The organism is Aurantiacibacter marinus, assembly GCF_001021555.1.
Taxonomy (GTDB): domain Bacteria; phylum Pseudomonadota; class Alphaproteobacteria; order Sphingomonadales; family Sphingomonadaceae; genus Alteraurantiacibacter; species Alteraurantiacibacter marinus.
In genome coordinates this window covers 548010-566606 of record NZ_LDCP01000002.1, presented here as the reverse complement: position 1 = coordinate 566606, position 18597 = coordinate 548010, and the positions used below count along the sequence as shown (strand labels likewise).

Sequence of the window (18597 nt, the reverse complement as noted above, 5' to 3'; positions counted from 1 at the left end):
TCAGAGCCAACCGGACCAGTCAGCAGTTTCAAGAATCGATACCGTATAGGCATCGGAATTGGACATTTCGGCGGCATCGACACATTGGCTGAAAGCAGCTTGAGCCACAGGGGATGCATCACCACCAACCTGCTCGCCAGCGCTTGATTGAGCAGCGGCAGCGGCAACATTCATGCATCCCTCTGCCGCACGGCGATTGTCGCGATTAGGCTGTACAGGACCGCTCAGTACCAGATAGGTGCGCTGCAAATAGATGCGTGCCTGTGTGCGCCATTCTGTGCAGGCGCGGAAGCGATTGCCGAGGTGATCACGACCACCCTCGCGGTCAACACATTCGGTGCGCGTTTCCGGAGCACGGCTGCTGGAGGTCCATTCGGCGATCAGCTGGCGTTCAATCTCTTGAGCTTGTGCTGCGGTTGTGAGGCTGAGCAAGCCAAAAACGAGGGCCAAACCAGCCGAGAGTTTGCCCAGCTTCATACCAAACTCGCGTCTAATCCCCGGCACGCATCGAGCAGTTCTTCAACCGCATCGACGCTGACCTTCAGATTGTTCGCTTCTTCGTCCGACAGTTCGATTTCAATGACGTCTTCCGTGCCGCCCGCGCCGATGCGCGTTGGGACGCCGACATACAGGCCATCTACGCCATATTTGCCTTCGACGTAGGACGCGCATGGCAGGATGCGCTTCTGGTCACCCAGATAGGCCTGCGCCATGCTGATCGCGCTGGTGGCGGGAGCATAATAGGCGGAGCCGGTTTTCAGCAGGCCGACAATCTCGCCGCCGCCTGCGCGGGTGCGCGCCACGATTTCGTCGAGGCGGCTTTCGGGAATGCCCTTGATCTTGGCCATGTCCTTCACCGGAATGCCGTTGATTGTGGAATAGCTGAGCACGGGCACCATGGTATCGCCGTGGCCGCCGAGCACGAATGCGTTCACATCCTTCACGGAACAATCGAATTCCCATGCGAGGAAGGTTGCGAAACGGGCAGAGTCCAGCACGCCCGCCATGCCGACGACCATGTTGTGCGGCAGGCCGGAAAATTCGCGCAGTGCCCACACCATCGCATCCAGCGGGTTGGTGATGCAGATCACGAATGCGTTCGGGCAGTTGTTCTTGATGCCTTCACCCACGGCCTTCATCACGGACAGATTGATGCCGAGCAGATCGTCACGGCTCATGCCGGGCTTGCGCGGCACACCAGCGGTCACGATCACAACATCCGCGCCCGCCAGATCGGCATAGTCATTGGTGCCGGTGATTTTCGCGTCAAAGCCTTCGACCGGGCCGCACTGCGACAGGTCCAGCGCCTTGCCCTGCGGCATGCCTTCGGCAATGTCGAACAGGACGACATCGCCCATTTCCGCCTTCGCTGCGAGGTGGGCGAGTGTGCCGCCGATCATGCCGGAGCCGATGAGTGCGATCTTCTTGCGTGCCATGGGGTAAACCTAAGTCCTTCGTGCCACGGGCGCATTTGTCTCGCTCAAGCATTCGCGACCATGCGCCCAGCGGGGCCGCGCACCGAATTCAGGCACCCGCACTAGGCGGCTGATTGGGGGTTTGCAACAGCCAATCGGGAAATGTCTTTGATAACAGTTCGCAATAGCACTAACGGCTGTGATCGGGTTTCAAAGTGCCATGTATTTGACGGTTTGAAAGCTGCGCGGTTCCCGGTCTTCGCCGCCCGGCTTTGCTTGCGCGTCAGCTGGCCAGTTGCCGGGCTCCGAACAGATCTTCCACTGAAGGGTCTTTTTCGCGCTTCAGCAATTGCAGCGCGATTTCGGCGGACACTTCCTGGCTGATGTAGCGGCCCTGTCCCATGGTGCAGCCCGCCGAACGGGCGGTGCGAAGCTGCGCTGCGCATGCGAGATCGCTGGCCAAAAGCGTCAGGCCGAGTGGCTGGCCGAGGCTGGCCATGGCGCGAACGGCGACATCGCCGCGCGGTTCGGATCTGATCCTCATGCTGCAGAAGGGATAGCGCAGTATCTGTTGGATCGACGCGTGGCTTATTTCAGGATCATCGATCGCAAAACACACGCCGTGTTTATCCAGATGGTCCACAAATTCGCGGACTGCGGTGTCATCACCGCGCAGCATGTTGCCACCGATCTGGATTTCGAGCCTGACGGGATCCAGTCCCGTTGCATTCAGCGCGGCAAGCACGCCCAAGGCAGCACCTGATGCCATGATGTGCGAGGGCAGCAGCTTAACACTCAGGCTCACATCACTCGGCCAGTCTTTTGCCGCTGTCGCCGCTTGTGTGGTGAGCCAGTTGCCAAGGGTTATCACCTGCCCGCCGGCTTCGCCGCTGGTCAGGATCTGATCAAGGGCCATTTCTCCCCTGACGGGATCAAGCCATATTGCCTGCGCTTCGAATGCGCAGATTTTTCCGGTTCGCAGGTCTGCAACTGGTTGGAACGTGACCGAAATATCATTTTTCAAGATGGCATCACGCAGCTCGGATTCCGTCCGCTTCTGATGATCGAGACTGCGGATCATTCCGGGATGATGGAAACGCATTTCGCCATGCATCGCGGCGCGGGCATGATAAAGCGCGAGATCCGCCGCGTTTTGCAATTGCTCAATACATTGCGCATCGCCCGGCATGGTCGCAACGCCGATTGCTGCGCCATTGGGAATGCGATGCCCATCGATATGTAGCGGTACTGCCATCGCCTGATTGATCAGCGAGGCAATCCCTGTCGCCGATTCAGGTGCAGCATGCCGGCAGGCAAGCAGGAAGCGGTCACCGGAAATACGGGCGATCAGGGCCCCGGGCGGTGCTGCTTCCTGCAAACGCAACGATACCTTGCGCAGCACTTCATCGCCCACGGCATAGCCAAGCAAATTGTTGGTTTCCCGAAACCTGCGAAGGTCAATCGACATCAGGATCAGGTGCTCGTCCGCAGCAAGGTCTTCTGCCAGCAAAGGCAGGCAAGCATCGCCTCCTGACCGATTAAAAAGCCCGGTAACCGGGTCGGTCTGCGCTTTTTTCAGGATCACTTCGGCATCATCGAGGTGTGCTTTGGCGCTCGCAAGCCTCTCGGCAGTGTTCCGGCCAAGTGCGCGGCCAAGACCGATATTGCCTGCAACAATGGCTGCGCATGCCAGTATCAGGCCGATACGGGACATTCCGCCCATGCAGAGCATGACGATGAAGGCTGGGGATATCGCGAAGCCGGCCACCGCAAGGCGCCATTGTGTGTGAAAGTGATCGCCAAGCCATGCCATGCTTGCGGTCTTAGGCGCGGCACATCATTGATCCGGTAAGTGTACCCCTAGACCGCAGTCCCTATACCAGCATAAGTATATGGTAATTAAATCGAAGCTGTTCGACCTGCTTGGTCAATCCCGCGCGCCATGCGGCGGTCCAGAGCGCGGCAGATTTCCAGCCACCATTCAAAAGTCTGGCGGTCGCCGGCGCGGCCTGCGGCAATGGCCTGTTCGCGTGCGTTCTGCGCCGCTGCAATCCCGTGCTTGGCGAAATGGCGCAGGGCCGCACTCAGATGCTCGGCGCCCACTATATCTCCATCGTCATTGGCCGGGAACGACCGAATGCGGCGGACGAAGTCTGGCGCCATGCGAACCTTGCAGGACTTTGCGGGAGCGGCGAAGCGAATGGACATGGATAGATCTGGTGCCTGCGATTGCTGAAGGTCTCATGCCGCTGCTGCGACACAGGTGCCCTTTTAGCGCACGCCCACTAAGCGATTGTTTTGCAGGATGGTTGCCACAATCTTAGCGATTAGGTCACGGAAGGTTTTTCAGGGCCGCTCTATCCAGCGCCCGCTGTTGGCATATTCCGACCGCACATCGCCGCTTTGCGGCAGAACAGGTGTGCCCGACTGGGCCGTCTCATCGATCTGATTTGCCGGAGCCTGACGGACAGGGTCTTGGCCAAGGTTCGTCGCTGTGGCCGGAACGGAGAAGCCGGGCATGGCCGGCGGGCTTTCCGGCGCGGGCGCATCGGGAGTAGAAGCGCTCGCCCGGCGTGCAGCGGGCTCTGCGCCTGCGTATCCTGCGTTGAAGGCCGATGGCCGTCCAGCCGATCCGGGCCAGCGATAGAAGATATGAAAACCGATGACGCCGACGGTTTCCAGACTGCTCGCCCAATAAGGGTTCACTGCTAGCGTATGGTAATGTGTTGCCGTGCCGACCGGGGCGTACACTATGCCGGCAAGCGATTGCCGCGCTATGCGGCTGGCGCGGGCCCAGCCAGTAGCGGACGGTCGCCGCGACAATGCTCCATCACAGGTAAAGCTGAACTGGCAGCCGGTCGTGCGTTCGCTGCCCTGATAAACCACCCCGCACACATTGCGGGGATAGGCGGAATGGGCAACGCGGTTGAGCACAACCTGCGCGACTGCCCGCTGGCCCGCATCGCTTTCGCTTGCCGCTTCGTAATAGATCGCCTGCGTCATGCATTCCTGCGCGCGCATGTGATCGCGGTCCGTCCCGCGAATGCGCAGCGGCGATGCGGCGAGAGGCAGATTAGCAAGCTGTGTTTCGGCGCCCTCACTTGCCGTATCGAGCGAAACAGCACTGCCAATGACCTGAACCGGGCTGTCCCACCCTTTGTTTTCAACCATCTGGGGGACTTCCTCCAGATAATAGAACGCCGATCCGGGAAAGCTTTCTCCCGGTATTTCAAATGGCATCAGCACGGTCTGGGGCGTTTCCGGCTCGCTTTCAAACGCGCTGATCGCCCCGTTGGCAGCGATTGCAGGTACGGCGACGGCCAAACCGGCGACAATTGCCTTCTTGGCAAGCGGACGCAGTTTTTCGCGCAGCGACACACGCGGCGTGCGAAAATCCCGGCGTGGATTTTCCGGGATAGAGATGGGCACATATTCCACCCCGTCGATATAGCCGTGAAAGCCTTGCCAAACACTTTCGATGATACCCCCGTACCGTAGCGGGACGGCGCAGCGACAACGCCTGCACTGCGAGCTTTGGGTTGCGGGCGGCGTGCGGCGGGCCTATTGCCAAATCCGACGTCACGGGTTGTCCATTCGCGTGGACCTAAGAGGGAAGGAGGTGAAATACCTCCGCTGCCCCCGCAACTGTGACCGGGGAGCTTACGCCCGATACACCACTGCATTTACGCGGGAAGGTGGGCGACAAGTGCTGATCCGGGAGCCAGGAGACCTGCCAGTGATGGTCGCTTAAGCGGTCGGGCGGGGTGTACCGAAAGCTAGCGGGAGAGTGCCATTGTTGGCGCTCCCTCCGTCATTAGCGGCGATTTCGCTTTTGATAGGAGGTTTAATGTATAAATATCTGTTTTTTGGTGTTTCTTTGTCCGCACTTGCTCTGCCCGCAATGGCCCAGGATGGGCCGAATGGGGAGGAGCAGACCAGGCTCGCTTCTGATAGCATAGAGCGCGCTGAAGACACGATCACCGTAACCGCCACTGGCACACGGATCGAGCTGGAAGATACCGGCCAGGCCATCACCATAATCGGCGAGGAAGAAATCCGCCGTGTGCAGGGGCCTGATCTGACCCGCGTGCTGGAACGTGTTCCCGGCCTGACCTTCAGCCGCAATGGCGGGCAGGGCGGCTTCACCGGCGTTCGGCTCCGCGGTTCCGAGGCTGAGCAGGTGCTGACCATTGTGGACGGTGTGCGCGTGTCCGACCCAGCTTCTCCGGGGGGCGGGTTCGACTTCGGCAATCTTCTCAGCAGCAATCTTTCCAAGCTTGAGGTGCTGCGTGGCTCCAATTCTACAATCTGGGGTTCGGATGCAATTGGCGGGGTGATTGTCGCCTCGACACGCGCCGAAAGCGGACTGGCGGCCAGTGCGGAATACGGCGCAGATGACAGCTTTACCGGCGCAGCATCGGGCGGCATCGCCGATGCGGACACCGGGTTCCTCGGCGCGTCAGCCAGCTATTCGCGCACCGATGGCTTTTCCGCTGCCGCCGGCGGGACGGAGCCGGACGGGTTCGAACAATGGGTGCTGGAAGGCCATGGCCGTTATTATTTCTCGCCGGTTTTCGAGGTGTTTGCACGGATCCGGCAGGCCGAAGGATCGCTCGGTATCGATGGCACCCCTGCGCCCGATTTTATTCTGGCTGATACCGATGACGTGCAGGACACCTCGCAGACATTTGGCTCGGCTGGCGCTGTGTATGACACCGGCCCGCTGTTCGTGCAGGCGAGTTACAGTTTTGCCGATACCTCGCGCGATAATCTGGACGGCAGCGGCGCGCAGACCTTCACCAGTGAAGGCCAGTCGGACCGCTTGACCTTGCGCGGCGAATGGCGGCCCATCGGCCCGCTGATCGTCAATTTCGGCGCGGAGAACGAATGGACGAGTTATGAAACGCTGTTCGATACGGGCGATAACACACGGATTTTCGGCGCTTATCTTCAAGCCGGGATCGAGTGGCGGGGTATCTCCGGCCACATTGGCGCACGGGTGGATGATCACACCGATTTCGGCAGTGAAACGAGCTTTGGCGCAGACCTAAGCTACGAAGTGGCGGAGAACTGGCGTCTTCGCGCGAGCATTGGCGAAGGCTTCAAAGCGCCCAGCCTGTTCCAGTTGCTGTCCGATTTCGGCAATACCGCGCTGACACCGGAAGAGAGCACGAGCATGGATATCGGTGTGGCTTACGGCGACCGTTCGCAGGCGCTCTACGGTTCTGTCACCGCGTTCCGCCGCACCACGCAGGACCAGATCGCTTTTATCGGATGTTTTGGTGTGACCGACCCGATTTGCGATAACCGCCAGTTCGGCACTTACGATAATATTGCGCGCACCCGTGCCAGCGGTGTCGAGGTGGAAGCGGGCGCCTTGGTTGCGGATAGTTTGCGCCTGCAGGCCGCCTATGCCTTCACTGACACGGAAAACCGCGACACCGGCAATGAACTCGCGCGCCGCCCGCGCCATGCGGCGACCTTTACGGCGGAATGGTCGCCGCTTGATGTGCTTTCCTTGGGGGCAGACCTGCGGATTGTTTCCGACGCGTTTGACGATGCGGGCAATTTTACGCAGCTGGATGCCTATGAAGTGATGACCTTGCGCGCTGCGTTTGACGTGACTGAGCAGATCCAGCTTTTTGGCCGGGTCGAGAATATCTGGGACGAGGATTACCAGACAGTTGCAGGCTATGCGACGCGCGGGCGCGCTGTCTTTGTGGGGGCGCGGCTGGCATTGTGAGGGCGGTACTCGTCATAACGGCTCTGCTGGGCGGATGCGCAGCAGAGCCTCACCCAGCGGCGAGTGGCGTGCCGAGCATCGTCAGCCTTAACCCCTGCGCCGATGCGATCCTGCATGAGGTTGCCGCGCCGGGCCAATTGCTCAGCATTTCGCATTACAGCCACGATCCGCGCTCCAGTTCCATGATGCCAGGGGACGCCCCGGGGTATCCGTCCAACGGCGGCACGGCGGAGGAAGTCATCGCTCTGGGTCCAGATGTGGTGGTGGCGGATATATTCATGCCGCCCGCCACCCGCAGCGCGCTGGAAAACGCCGGTATCCGCGTCGAACTGCTCGGCATCGCAGGCACGCTGGAGGAGAGCCACGCGCAAATTCGCCAGCTTGCCGCCGTGACCGGAGAGGCGCAGCGCGGGGAGCAATTGGTGGCGCGCATCGATACGGCGTGGAATTCGGCGGCGTTCAGCGGCTCGCCCGTAAACACCTTGCTGTGGCAAGCTGGCGGTATCGTTCCGGGTGAACAATCGCTCGCCTCCGCCATGCTGGAACACACCGGATTTGCCAGCCACGCGGCATCGCGCGGGCTGGGGCAGGGTGCGTATTTGCCGCTGGAAGAAGTGCTGTCCGATCCGCCAAGCCTTGTTCTGGCGGCCGGTAATGAGCGGATGCTGTCCCACCCCGTGCTGCGCCAGCTGGACAATGTGCGTTACGACACTTTCGATTCTGCGCTGCTGTATTGCGGCGGTCCATCGATCCCGCGCGCCCTGGCGCGGCTTGCCGAAATTCGGGACAGTTCGCTGTGACTCGCGCGACTGTTACCCTGATGGTGCTGTTGGCGCTCGCCATTCCGCTGTCCTTGCTCGCAGGGCGCGTATGGCTTGACCCGGCGACCACGCCCAATGCTGCGCTGATCCTTGCAGAATTGCGTCTGCCACGCGCCGTTCTGGCACTGGTGATTGGTGCAGGGCTGGGTGCGGCGGGCGCGGCAATGCAGGGATATTTGCGCAATCCTCTGGCCGATCCGGGCCTGTTCGGCATTGCGCCGGGCGCCGCTTTGGGAGCGGTCATCGCGCTGTATATTGGTGCAACCTCCGGCCTAGTCCTGCCAGCTTTCGCGCTTGCCGGGGCCGGCGGAGCCATGGCGCTGCTTTCCCTGATCGCAGGCCGCACGAGCAATCCGGCCCACGGTATCGCGCTGTTCACGCTGGCGGGCATGATGATCGCCAGCCTTGCAGGCGCGCTGACTGCCCTGGCGATCAGCCTTGCGCCCAATGCCTTTGCGATGAGCAGCATCGTGACCTGGCTGATGGGCGCGCTGACGGATCGCAGCTGGGATGATGTGACAATGGCCGCGCCGCTTACGCTGGCAGGAATATTGGTGCTGTGGCGGGCTGGACGCTCGCTTGATGCCCTGACTTTGGGCGAGGAGGCCGCGCGCTCCCTCGGCGTCAATCCGCGCGTGCTGATGGGAATGATGGTGCTGGGCACGGGCCTGACTGTTGGCACAGGGGTTGCCGTGGCCGGAATCATCGGTTTTGTCGGACTGATCGTGCCGCATCTGGTGCGCCCGCTGACGGACAAGCGTCCCTCCAGCCTGATTGTGCCGAGCGCACTGGCGGGCGGGCTGCTGGTGCTGGTGGCAGATGTGGTGTGCCGCATTCTGCCGCTGGTTACCGAACTGCGGCTGGGCATTGCACTCAGCCTGATCGGTGCGCCGTTCTTCCTGTGGCTGCTGCTCCGCATGCGCCGAGGTGTGGCATGAGGGGGCTTGGCATGAGGGGGCTGGCATGATCCTGGCGTGCAAGAACCTGTCTGTGCGACGCGCCGGAAAACGCGTGCTGGGCGATGTCAGCTGCGAATTTCTTCCTGGCGACATCACCGCAATCTGCGGTCCCAATGGCGCGGGCAAATCGACGCTGCTTTCGGCGCTTGGCAATCTGATTGCGCCAGATACAGGCGAAGTCACCTTGAGCGACAAACCGCTGCCGGCGATGCACCCGCTAACCCGTGCGCGCAACATCGGCTATCTGCCGCAATCGGCAGAGATCGCGTGGGATGTGTCGGTGGCCAATCTGGTCGCATTGGGGCGCTTGCCGCACCGAGACGAGGGCAAGGCCGAAATCAACCAGGCCATTGTCGCCTGCGCCTTGGATGCGTTTCGCGAACGTCCTGTTTCCACCCTGAGTGGCGGCGAGAAAGCACGTGCGTTGCTGGCGCGCGTGCTGGCCGGAACACCGCAATGGGTTTTGGCCGACGAACCGCTCGCTGCGCTGGATATTGCGCATCAACTGTCGCTGCTTGCGGTGTTGAAAGGCGAAGCTGAGTCCGGCTGCGGTGTCGTTCTGGTGCTGCATGATCTTGCTTTGGCAATGAACCACGCGGACCGCGTGCTGGTGCTGCATGAAGGCAATCTTGTTGCAGACGGCGCACCCGAGGATGCCCTGTCGCCGGAAAATATCGCGCAAGCCTGGGGCGTGAAAGCGCGCTGGCTGGGCGAACCCGGCCAGCGCGCGTTGATCACTGACTTCTAGGCGTTATTCACCTTCCGCCATCAGGCCGCGTGCCTGAAGCAGCGGCTCGACCCGCGGATCACGGCCGGTGAAGTCCCGGAACATCTGTTCATAGGTCTTCGAATGGCCCTGCCCGAGGAATGTGGACACGATCCGGTCGCCCATCTCCCGCGTCATGCCGCCGTTTGCCTCAACATAGCTGTAGGCATCATGGTGCAGCATTTCGGTCCAGGTGTAGGCGTAATAGCCGGCGTCGTAGCCATGCTCGAAAATATGCCGGAAGTACGGCGTACGATAGCGCGGTGGTACGAGATCCGAACGCAGGCCAATCCTCTCGAGCGCTTCGCCCTCAAACGCCATAACGTCGGTCGGCGCAGGCTGGCTCGGGTCGAGCGAATGCCATTCCATATCCAGTAGCGATGCCGCGATCACTTCGCCAAAACCATGGCCCTGATTAAACTTGCTCGACCGGTCGATGGCCTCGATCAGCTCGTCAGGAATAACTTCGCCTGTTTCATGGTGGCGTGCATAACGTTGCAGCACTTCAGGAACGGCGGCGAAGTTTTCGTGGAACTGGCTGGGGAATTCTACCCAGTCGCGCGCAGTATTGGTGCCCGAAATCGACGGGTACTGCTGATCGGCAAAGATGCCGTGCAGCGCATGACCAAATTCATGGAACATCGTGCCTACATCGTCCCAAGTGGCCAGCGCCGGTTCACCCGGAGCAGGCGGGGCAATGTTCTGCGTGTTGGTGACAACCGGACGCAGACCGAGCAGATGGCTCTGCTCGACAAAATTGCTCATCCACGCACCGCCGCGCTTGGACGGACGGCTCATCGGATCGAAGTAGAACAGCGCAATCGCCTCACCATCATGGAAGACGGTGTAGACGCTGACATCGGGATGATATGTCGGGATGTCGCTGCGCTTTTCAAAGGTCAGGCCGTACAATTCGCCAGCCATGTAGAACACGCCGTCTTCCAGCACGCGGTCGACCACGAAGTACTGTTTGATTTCCTCATTATCGAGGGCGTAGCGTTCCTGACGAACGATCCCGGCGTAATATTCCCAGTCCCACGGGGCGAGCTGGAAATCTTCACCATCCTGTTCGATTCGCGCCTGCAACACGGCAGCTTCGCGTTCCTGCGTGGCGCGCAGGGCAGGAACCATGTCGGTCATGAAGCCGATGGCGAGGGCAGGGTCAGAAACCATGCGGTCATACATCTGCCAGTTGGCATGGGTTGGTTCACCAAACAGCTGAGCACGGCGGTTGCGCAGCGCAATTGCTTCGCGGACCATTGGCAAAGTCGAAGTTTCGCCCGACTGGTTGCGGTTGACGCTGGCGTTGTGCAGCCGTTCGCGCACGTCGCGATTGTGAAGCTGGGCCAGCGTGGGTACGCCGGTGGTGTTGCTGACGGACAGCATGAACTTGCCATCATGGCCAGCTTCGGTCGCAGCGGCTGCGGCGGAAGTGATCTGACCGTCGGACAATCCGGCAAGCTCTTCGCGCGTATCGACAAGGATCGCGGCTTCATTCTGGCCGGTGGTGATCGCTTGCGAGATTTGCGAGGAAAGCGAAGACAGACGTTCGTTGATCTGGCGAAGTTCAGCCTGCGGCTCTGCGCCAAGCTCTGCGCCGCGGTGCACGAACTGGGCATAAACCGTTTCCAGCAACATCGCATCTTCCGGCGTCATCGCCATGGCTGCGCGGTTGTCGTAAATTGTCTTCACGCGGGCGAACAGATCAGCATTGAGATAAATGCTATCGTTCATCGCGGCGATTTGCGGCGCCAGCGCTTCGTCGGTCGCAGCGATCGTGTCGTTGATGTTCGCGCCAACGATCTGGCTAAACGCGCCATAGGACCGTGAGAAAACCTGACCCGAACGTTCCATCGCAACAAGGGTATTGCCCATGTCGGGCGCGTTGGGATTGCTTGCGATGGCATCCATTTCGGCAAGCTGGATAGCAATCGCTTCTTCGATGATGCCCTGCCATTCGCCATCAGCAATCTGATCGAATTGCGGCGCATGCATGTAAAGCGGCGAAAGCTCCGCAAAAATGCTCGTCGCTTGCGGGATCGTCGGATTGTACTCCACGGTTTGCGGGAGTGAGGCCATCTCGGTGTCTTCCATGGTTGTACAGGCTGATGTCATCAGGGCGATGACGGTGGTGGTAGCTAGCAGGCGAGATTTCATTGCGTGCGGACCCTTCTTTTTTCTCTCTCGTGTGGCGGCAATCCGGTAATGTGCAGTCTGGTTGCCGTTGAAACTGTCCATCTAGCTATAGCAGAGTAACCTGCCAAGCCGCTGAACGGACTTGAACAGACTAACTGACGGAGGCGGGCGCCATCTGCGCGCTTTTTACGGTAATCCCGGCGGGACGCGGATCGGCATAATCATTCTGGGCGAACATGGCCTGCCGGCGGTCGCTGCGATGGACCAGGCCCGGCGGCGCTGCGTTACCCGCACTGTGATAGGCCAGTTCAGCTGCAATTCCGGCATAGTCCCCGGCGGCAATCGCTGCATTGAGTTTGGGGCTGGCTTGCTCGCTCGTGTTGCCTTCACCCACATTGAAAACCAGATCGACCAATGCGTCGAATTCATGCTGGTAAAGCGGCAGATCGCCGACGAGCCGTGCGACTGCTGCTTCGGCATATTCCAGATCACTCTCAAGCAATTGCAGCGCCTGATCATACGAGATCGCGTCGCCAATCGAAAGTCCATCGGATGTCTGCACCAAATGACCGGCACCGACAGTCGGCTTGCCAACAGGGTCGGCATAAACGGTCAGGTGCAGGCCTTCTTCTTCGACAATTGCCTCTTTCAGCGCGTCACTTGAGGTCATCTTCCCGGCGGACATCCGAATGAAGCTGTACTCGGCTGATGGCGCCATTGCTCCTGCGGCGCTCGGCTGGGCGATTTCGTAAGCGGTGGTCCCGACGGTCATCATGGCGGCGGAAACAGCCAGGGCCGCCTTGCGCTTCCGGCGGCGTCCGCGCGGGCTTTTGGCGGGTGCTTCGTCTCGGCCACGTCGGCGCATCCGGCGCAATAGTGCGCGCACCATGGCGGCGCGTTCGCGGGGGGTTGGTGGTTCGATTCGGGATGACAGTGGTGATATGGCATGGCCCGCTGTGACGGGCATTCGGATAGACATTGTACTCCTGTTCGGCGCCTGGCTGCCTGCAAAATGAAAGAGATCATGCGGTTGCAGCGGGAGCGCGGTTACTTCTGTTCACCTGATCAACGGGTGGCGTTGGGCAAAGGTCCACGCTTCACCGCGCGCATCCAACGTTTGATGTCATCTCAAATGAATCGCGTAAATTACGGAAATTGATGTATTTCCCGGTAGATCGCACCATTGGGAGTGAGATCGCTTTCATAAAGGGCGAAGCTTTCCGCCAGCCATGGCGTGCAAGATAACCTGCCATGCGCGGCCAGCCATTCCCCAATGGGCGCGCTGCCGGAATTCAGCCGTGCTAGCGTTACATGGGGCACAAATTTTCGCGTCTCGGGGGGCAACCCCGCAAGGCGGCAAGCCATCTCAATCCTGTGCTGCAATTGCGCGAGTCCGGGCGAGGGCGTCACCCGTGCCCAGATCGCGGTGGAGCGGCGCTTGCCTTCGAAATGACCGACGCCCGAAATTTCAACCGGAAACGGAGGCATCGCAACGCTTTCAAGCGCGGTCAGGATATCGGCATACATATGCCGGTCGACTTCTCCGATGAAGCGCAATGTGATGTGCAGATTATCCGCATCCTGCCACCGCGCCCCGGCAACGCCTTCCATTGTGTCCAGCAAGGCCTCACACACTTCTGCCGGTGGACGCAGTGCTACGAAAAGGCGGCGCCGAGACATCGGGCTGCTAGCCCTGGATTACGCGGCTTTCGCCAAGCGCCAATCCTTCGCAGCTCCACTCTCCGATTTGCCAGCGCACCAGCCGCAGGGTGGGATAGCCGGCAGCCGCTGTCATGCGCCGGACCTGCCTGTTGCGACCTTCGGTGATAGTCAGGCGAACCCAGCTATCGGGCACTGACTTGCGGACGCGGATCGGCGGGTCACGGTCCCACAATTCCGGCAGAGGCTCTATCGCTTCGACAAGGGCAGGGCGGGTGGTTCCGTCTTTCAGTTCCACCCCGCTTCGCAACAATGCGAGCGCGGCATCATCGGGCACTCCTTCCACCTGCGCCAGATAGGTTTTGGGCATTTTGTGGCGCGGCTCCGCAATGCGCGCCTGCAAACGCCCGTCGTCGGTCAGCAGAAGCAGTCCTTCGCTATCCCGGTCAAGCCTGCCCGCAGGATAGATTTTTGGCGGCAGTCCGAAACCAGACAAGGTGGGGTGCGGACTGTCATCCTTGCCCGAACTGAATTGCGAAAGGACGCCGAATGGCTTGTTGAAGGCGATAAGCATGGGTCTGGTTGTAGAGCCCCGCGCCGCGCCTGTCTGCACCTGGTTACCGAAGCAGGGCGTAACAGCATATTGCCCGACAGGCCCGATCGGGGGTCGGATCAATGGACGATTGTGCCTGCTTTTGGACGGACAAACTGGTGTGACCGGTGTTGCCCCCCATCCACCGGCCACCCGGACGAGCTAGGGCGGGATGCAAAACCTGTCTCCACCCAATTGGGTAGTTGCGTGCGTTTTCTCGGTATAAACCGTTAGTTAGGTGGAAATCTCGCCCGTCAATGCAGCCAAAACCATCGCCTCTCGCCGCGCATAGCCGCTTTTGTGGCACATGTTTTTCACGTGCCAGCGCAGCGTTTCATATCCCATGCCAAGTTGGCTTGCGGCGTCGCGCATGGGCGCACCGCCCAGAAGTTCGCCAAGGATTGCCTGTTCCCGGTCCGAGAAATCATGCGCCAGTGCAAACAGCTCTGTCGCGGTCCTGTTCTTGGAATCCGGCAAGCAAACCGAAAGGAAAGCGCAATTGTCGCCAGCCCAGCCCAGCGGCGCGGGAACGGCGCTTATGGAAATTTCCAGCCTGCCAATGCGCAGGTTGCTTGCATGTCCGGAAATTCCCAGCCGCACAGCACGTTCGAGCACGCCGGCGTGGCGTTGATTGTCTGGTACAAAACGGCGTCCCTCAATGGAAAAGCCGTAGTCGCGCCAGTCTTGGGCAGCCAGCTCTGGCCGATCGAAACATTGCAAGTTCAGCCCGGGATCGATCAACGCATACAGCAGCCTTTCGGCCGGAGCCATGTCGCCGCTTACCCGCGCAACCCGGATAGAATCCCGCACCGCCTGTTCCAGCGGCATCAGCAATGCCTGCAATTGACGGGCGTGTGATCGTTCGAAAAAATCTTCCTCGAAACCGCGCTGAATGCTGATGGCGTGGCGTCCGATTTCGGTGTCGTCTGCGATAATGCCGTGCACACTGTCACACACATTGCCGCGCAAGCTGATTGCATCGAAATATTCGGTGTCAGCTATATCTTCGTTGCGGACATACTGCTGGCCCAACTGGCATGAATGCAGCGCAGTCTTGCGGGAAAAGGGCAGCCGCGGATCGAGCTTGTTGTAGTGGGAATTGTAACGGTCCAGTTCCTGTGGATCGTGGTTCCAGTTGAGTGATGATCCGTAGGAAGAGCCCTGCGCCATACCCAGCACCATACCCTTGGAACCGCCAACCCACTCTCCGATATCGCGCAGCAGGCTATCCCAAGGATATTCACCCATTGCAGCGGACTTGCAGCGATTTGAAAGGTTTGCGACCTGATCACTCATTGTTCATTATTGTCAGCTTCGCCGTCGAAGCGCAACACCGGCCAGAACCTGCGTTCAGACGTGGGTCGAGCCGGGTAGCCGGATGAGCCGCAAAAAGAGGGTCCGGAAGCCTTGCGCTTCCGGACCCTTCAGGCTCGGTCCCCTTACCAGCGGGCCGTAATCCTGGACTTGGTCAGCGGGTCAGCCTGGTGATGTGCGCACAATCAGCGTCGCGCGGGCCATCCGTGCCGCATCACCGCTGCGGGCCTCTGCAATCACTTCTTCGCGCACCGGCTGGACATCATCGCGGGTCTGCGTGATGCAGCGGCGTGTGGCAGAGCGATTGAAATCGGCCCTGAGGGCAGTGTCACCGCACACCCGCCGCACAGCGCGTTCGATGCGGTGGTCAAGAATGTCGACGCCGCGGTCGGACGAGAGATCGAGGTCGTAAAATGTGACTTCGACTTCCGCGGCCTGTTGGGCGCTTGCGCCGCCGGACAGGGTGAACAGAGTGGCTGCAGCCAAAGCGGTCGAGATGAGTTTGGTGTTCATGGTTGGTCTCCTCAAATGGCGGGTGCAAAATCGCATCCGCTGTGTTTTCCAGCTTCCCCGCCGGATGAGGATGAAACTGCACATCGCCAGTTGAAGCCGCGACCAAGGAACGCTGATTATTTAAGTGATTTTATTGTGATGAACTGCGAATGATGTAATTAATGAAAAGCATAGGGCGCACTATTTGTAGTTTTGTGTCTTTTTCCTTAAATTTCTGCTTGCTTGCATCGCGTCATGCCGTGATGATCAAATTCATATTCTACAACAGGATAGAGGGGGATTTATGGGCGAGGTTCGGCCTGTGCCGGGGCAGGAGAATGGAGCGCCGGACCCGGCGCTATCGCCGATTGATCTTGCGCGCGAGCAGCCTTTTGAACTCGGCTCCCTGCGCGTGGTCCCATATAAAACGGTCGTGGAGGGAGCGGGCGGCGAAGAGCATGTCGAGCCCAAGGTCATGCAGGTGCTGGTCACGCTGGCGCGCACGCCGGGCCGCATTTTTTCCCGCGATGATCTGATCGAATGTTGCTGGGATGGAAGGATCGTAGGCGATGCCTCGGTCACCCGCGTAATTTCTCGCCTTCGCGCAGTCTTCCGCAATCTGGGAGAAGATGATGCGCAAATCGAAACCTTGCCGAAAGTGGGCTACCGGCTGCTCATGGATGGAGATGAGGCTGTCTCGACGCAGCCACTGCAGTCGCCGCAAGCGGAGGCCAAAAGACGCTTCCCGATCCTCGCCATTGCCATCATCGCGATTGCCATGCTGGCAAGCGCCTTTGCGTGGTTTACCTCACGACCAATTACCGATCCGCTCACGGTAGTCATGCTCCCGCTCGAGGCGAGCGAGGGTGTTGATCCGTTCTACGCTAGCGGCATGGAGGCCGAGATACGGTCCCAATTGGGTCGGAACACTGGCATGGAAGTGCGCGCCGGCGAAAGCGCCATACAGTTGGCGGCTGAGGGCCGCTCACCTGCCGAAATCGGAACTGCGCTCGATGCCGACCTCGTATGGCAGGGAGAACTGAGTAATTCGGTGGCAACCATCACACTCAATGCACGCCTGATTGATCCTGAGACCGGGGAGAATGTGTGGACAGACAGTCTCCAGTCAGCGCCTGATGCTGCTGAGTTCCTGCCCCTGCGCGCGGTACGCGTCATGCTTGAGGCATTGGGAAGGCCACCGCAATCCGAAGACACGCAACAGGCTGGAAGTGACGAAGACTACGCTCTCTATCTCACCGCAATGGGCCTGCTGAAAGGCCGCGGCGTGGAGCAACGAATGGCCGCGTACGAAATCTTGGAACAGGTCGTCGACCGGAATCGCAATTTCGCTGATGGCCTGGCTGGCCTTGCCAAGGCCAATTTTCTCTATCCAACCACTGATCGAGCGGAAAAGGACGCGCGCTCGGCCACCGCGCTAGAGCAGGCAGAGGCCGCGCTCGAGCTTGATCCGCGTTCGGTCGATGCGCTCAAGGTCGCCGGGATATTGCAAATTGATGATCTCGAATTGCAGCTTCAGCGCTTGCGGCTCGCAACGCAGATCGATCCTGGCGATGCCGAAGCCTGGTTCTGGCGCGGCATCGTTGAGCGGGACGCTGGGCCGGGGGACGGGAAGGTGCTGGAGACTGTCCGCCATCTCGTAGCAGTCGATCCTTTGTGGCCGGCAAGCTGGCGCGCGTCGGATTCTGCCATGGAATTGGGCGATTTCGATTTGGCCCGAGAGCTCGAACGGCGCGTCATCGCTGCTTCGGCGACCGAGCCGCAGCGCCTTCTTGCCCGCGCGCGGCTGGCACGGATCGATGGCGATCTGTCCGAATTCATGCGGCTGGTGCGTGAAGCCAGGGGCAATCTGAGCGATGCGGAGCGTCGTTGGGGCTTCTTCACGCAGGAACGCTACGCGCGCTTCCTGCTGGGGCTGCAGCCAATGGATTCTGGTGTGGTGGTGCCCGTCGATGCGCGTACCGACCTTCTAGACCAGATGCGCGACAGGACTATGCCGACGCGGAACGAATTGCTCGCTGCCGGCATCACCCCGCAGAATTTCTGGGACGATCGGCAAATAGCTGGTGAATCGATGTCATTGCTGCTGCGTGACGGGCGTGAGGACGAATTGCTCGCCTATTATGACGCGAAGTTTGACGCCGCCCCGGCCTTCGTGAATTGGGCGCAGGATACCGATCGTGCGCATCAAATTCTGCCTTTCGCCTCCCCCTATCTGGCGCTCGCCATGCGCCGCGCAGGCCGCGACCGCGAAGCGCAGGAAATGGTCGCTCTGGCGCGTGAGTGGACCCAGCTTTGGAGTGATTCAGGACAGACTTCGGTATTCTCTCTCCTTTATGAATTGCGGCTTGCCGCGCTGACCGGCGATGACGCGAGTGCAATAGCGGTCATCCAGCGCTTGCCAGACTATGGCTGGCCGCTGCAGCTAAGCCACGTGAACTATGAGGCGATCGGCTTGCTCGCCGACGATCCGCTTTACGAGGAGGTCCGTGAGCTTCCCCAAGTGCGCGCCGTGCTCGGCTCGATCCGCGCGCACTTCGCTCGGGAGCGGAGAGAGGTATTGGCGCTAGGGTTCGAGTAGCCGACCCCTTGACCAATCCGAACATTTGGTGAACATTGCGCGCCCGCAGGCCGTGTTCTCCACACGGTCTTCCGACCCTCTGGACTCAGCGCCAGCAAGCC

16 protein-coding genes and 1 riboswitch are annotated in these 18597 nt (G+C 60.3%); of the genes, 5 read left to right on the top strand and 11 right to left on the bottom strand.

Annotation, left to right across the window (positions count from 1 at the left end; genetic code table 11):
- The 5 genes from AB731_RS09100 to AB731_RS09080 form a co-directional block, all read right to left on the bottom strand.
- Nucleotides 1–477, bottom strand: coding sequence for a hypothetical protein (locus tag AB731_RS09100; RefSeq protein WP_047093383.1), 477 nt, complete (start codon nucleotides 475–477; stop codon nucleotides 1–3).
- The gene (gene mdh / locus AB731_RS09095; protein ID WP_047093384.1) at nucleotides 474–1436 is read right to left on the bottom strand and encodes a malate dehydrogenase; all 963 of its coding nucleotides are present in this window, start codon (nucleotides 1434–1436) and stop codon (nucleotides 474–476) included. The genes AB731_RS09100 and mdh overlap by 4 nt, the downstream gene beginning before the upstream one ends.
- A 262-nt stretch (nucleotides 1437–1698) precedes the next feature.
- Nucleotides 1699–3228: an EAL domain-containing protein gene (locus AB731_RS09090; protein ID WP_047093385.1), complete on the bottom strand. Its 1530-nt coding sequence runs from the start codon at nucleotides 3226–3228 to the stop codon at nucleotides 1699–1701.
- Nucleotides 3229–3314: 86 nt separating this feature from the next.
- The gene (locus tag AB731_RS09085) at nucleotides 3315–3623 is read right to left on the bottom strand and encodes a hypothetical protein (protein WP_052768964.1); all 309 of its coding nucleotides are present in this window, start codon (nucleotides 3621–3623) and stop codon (nucleotides 3315–3317) included.
- Nucleotides 3624–3761: 138 nt separating this feature from the next.
- Nucleotides 3762–4844, bottom strand: a complete 1083-nt coding sequence (locus AB731_RS09080) for a cell wall hydrolase (RefSeq protein ID WP_082126445.1) — start codon at nucleotides 4842–4844, stop codon at nucleotides 3762–3764.
- 137 nt (nucleotides 4845–4981) lie between these two features.
- Nucleotides 4982–5167, top strand: a riboswitch (cobalamin riboswitch).
- Nucleotides 5168–5262: 95 nt separating this feature from the next.
- Between AB731_RS09080 and AB731_RS09075 the strand changes: the two genes are divergently transcribed.
- From AB731_RS09075 to AB731_RS09060, 4 genes are all read left to right on the top strand, one after another.
- Complete coding sequence (locus AB731_RS09075; RefSeq protein WP_047093386.1) at nucleotides 5263–7158, top strand: TonB-dependent receptor plug domain-containing protein; 1896 nt, start codon at nucleotides 5263–5265, stop codon at nucleotides 7156–7158.
- Between the two features lie 68 nt (nucleotides 7159–7226).
- On the top strand, nucleotides 7227–7958 hold the full coding sequence (locus AB731_RS09070) for an ABC transporter substrate-binding protein (protein ID WP_231638893.1): 732 nt from the start codon (nucleotides 7227–7229) through the stop codon (nucleotides 7956–7958).
- Between the two features lie 20 nt (nucleotides 7959–7978).
- Nucleotides 7979–8917, top strand: coding sequence for a FecCD family ABC transporter permease (locus AB731_RS09065; RefSeq protein ID WP_047093876.1), 939 nt, complete (start codon nucleotides 7979–7981; stop codon nucleotides 8915–8917).
- A gap of 25 nt (nucleotides 8918–8942) precedes the next feature.
- A complete protein-coding gene (locus AB731_RS09060; protein ID WP_047093387.1) occupies nucleotides 8943–9686 on the top strand; it encodes an ABC transporter ATP-binding protein in 744 nt (247 codons plus the stop codon).
- A 3-nt stretch (nucleotides 9687–9689) separates the two neighbouring features.
- Here AB731_RS09060 and AB731_RS09055 read toward each other — a convergent pair whose 3' ends face one another.
- From AB731_RS09055 to AB731_RS09030, 6 genes are all read right to left on the bottom strand, one after another.
- Nucleotides 9690–11861 (bottom strand): M3 family metallopeptidase, encoded by a 2172-nt coding sequence (locus AB731_RS09055; protein WP_047093877.1) that lies wholly within the window; start codon nucleotides 11859–11861, stop codon nucleotides 9690–9692.
- Nucleotides 11862–11991: 130 nt separating this feature from the next.
- Entirely contained in the window at nucleotides 11992–12819 is an 828-nt protein-coding gene (locus AB731_RS09050; protein ID WP_156167420.1) for a lysozyme, read from the bottom strand.
- 167 nt (nucleotides 12820–12986) lie between these two features.
- Nucleotides 12987–13520 carry an RNA 2',3'-cyclic phosphodiesterase gene (gene thpR, locus AB731_RS09045; RefSeq protein WP_047093388.1) on the bottom strand — a complete coding sequence of 178 codons (534 nt, stop codon included), beginning with the start codon at nucleotides 13518–13520 and terminating at the stop codon, nucleotides 12987–12989.
- A 7-nt stretch (nucleotides 13521–13527) separates the two neighbouring features.
- Nucleotides 13528–14073: a pseudouridine synthase gene (locus AB731_RS09040; protein ID WP_047093389.1), complete on the bottom strand. Its 546-nt coding sequence runs from the start codon at nucleotides 14071–14073 to the stop codon at nucleotides 13528–13530.
- A 252-nt stretch (nucleotides 14074–14325) separates the two neighbouring features.
- Entirely contained in the window at nucleotides 14326–15387 is a 1062-nt protein-coding gene (locus AB731_RS09035) for a helix-turn-helix transcriptional regulator (protein WP_047093390.1), read from the bottom strand.
- A gap of 180 nt (nucleotides 15388–15567) precedes the next feature.
- On the bottom strand, nucleotides 15568–15918 hold the full coding sequence (locus AB731_RS09030) for a UrcA family protein (protein WP_047093391.1): 351 nt from the start codon (nucleotides 15916–15918) through the stop codon (nucleotides 15568–15570).
- A 283-nt stretch (nucleotides 15919–16201) separates the two neighbouring features.
- Here AB731_RS09030 and AB731_RS09025 point away from each other — a divergent pair, with 283 nt between their 5' ends.
- Nucleotides 16202–18496 (top strand): winged helix-turn-helix domain-containing protein, encoded by a 2295-nt coding sequence (locus tag AB731_RS09025; protein WP_047093392.1) that lies wholly within the window; start codon nucleotides 16202–16204, stop codon nucleotides 18494–18496.
- Nucleotides 18497–18597 lie beyond the last annotated feature (101 nt).

Excerpts from the sequence above, each read along its gene's own strand:
- AB731_RS09040 (WP_047093389.1), bottom strand. The coding sequence starts at position 14,073 with ATGCTTATCGCCTTCAACAAGCCATTCGGCGTCCTTTCGCAATTCAGT.
- AB731_RS09035 (WP_047093390.1), bottom strand. The coding sequence starts at position 15,387 with ATGAGTGATCAGGTCGCAAACCTTTCAAATCGCTGCAAGTCCGCTGCA.
- AB731_RS09025 (WP_047093392.1), top strand. The coding sequence starts at position 16,202 with ATGGGCGAGGTTCGGCCTGTGCCGGGGCAGGAGAATGGAGCGCCGGAC.
- AB731_RS09065 (WP_047093876.1), top strand. The coding sequence starts at position 7,979 with ATGGTGCTGTTGGCGCTCGCCATTCCGCTGTCCTTGCTCGCAGGGCGC.
- AB731_RS09060 (WP_047093387.1), top strand. The coding sequence starts at position 8,943 with ATGATCCTGGCGTGCAAGAACCTGTCTGTGCGACGCGCCGGAAAACGC.
- mdh (WP_047093384.1), bottom strand. The coding sequence starts at position 1,436 with ATGGCACGCAAGAAGATCGCACTCATCGGCTCCGGCATGATCGGCGGC.
- AB731_RS09030 (WP_047093391.1), bottom strand. The coding sequence starts at position 15,918 with ATGAACACCAAACTCATCTCGACCGCTTTGGCTGCAGCCACTCTGTTC.
- AB731_RS09055 (WP_047093877.1), bottom strand. The coding sequence starts at position 11,861 with ATGAAATCTCGCCTGCTAGCTACCACCACCGTCATCGCCCTGATGACA.
- AB731_RS09100 (WP_047093383.1), bottom strand. The coding sequence starts at position 477 with ATGAAGCTGGGCAAACTCTCGGCTGGTTTGGCCCTCGTTTTTGGCTTG.
- AB731_RS09090 (WP_047093385.1), bottom strand. The coding sequence starts at position 3,228 with ATGGCATGGCTTGGCGATCACTTTCACACACAATGGCGCCTTGCGGTG.
- thpR (WP_047093388.1), bottom strand. The coding sequence starts at position 13,520 with ATGTCTCGGCGCCGCCTTTTCGTAGCACTGCGTCCACCGGCAGAAGTG.
- AB731_RS09075 (WP_047093386.1), top strand. The coding sequence starts at position 5,263 with ATGTATAAATATCTGTTTTTTGGTGTTTCTTTGTCCGCACTTGCTCTG.
- AB731_RS09085 (WP_052768964.1), bottom strand. The coding sequence starts at position 3,623 with ATGTCCATTCGCTTCGCCGCTCCCGCAAAGTCCTGCAAGGTTCGCATG.
- AB731_RS09050 (WP_156167420.1), bottom strand. The coding sequence starts at position 12,819 with ATGTCTATCCGAATGCCCGTCACAGCGGGCCATGCCATATCACCACTG.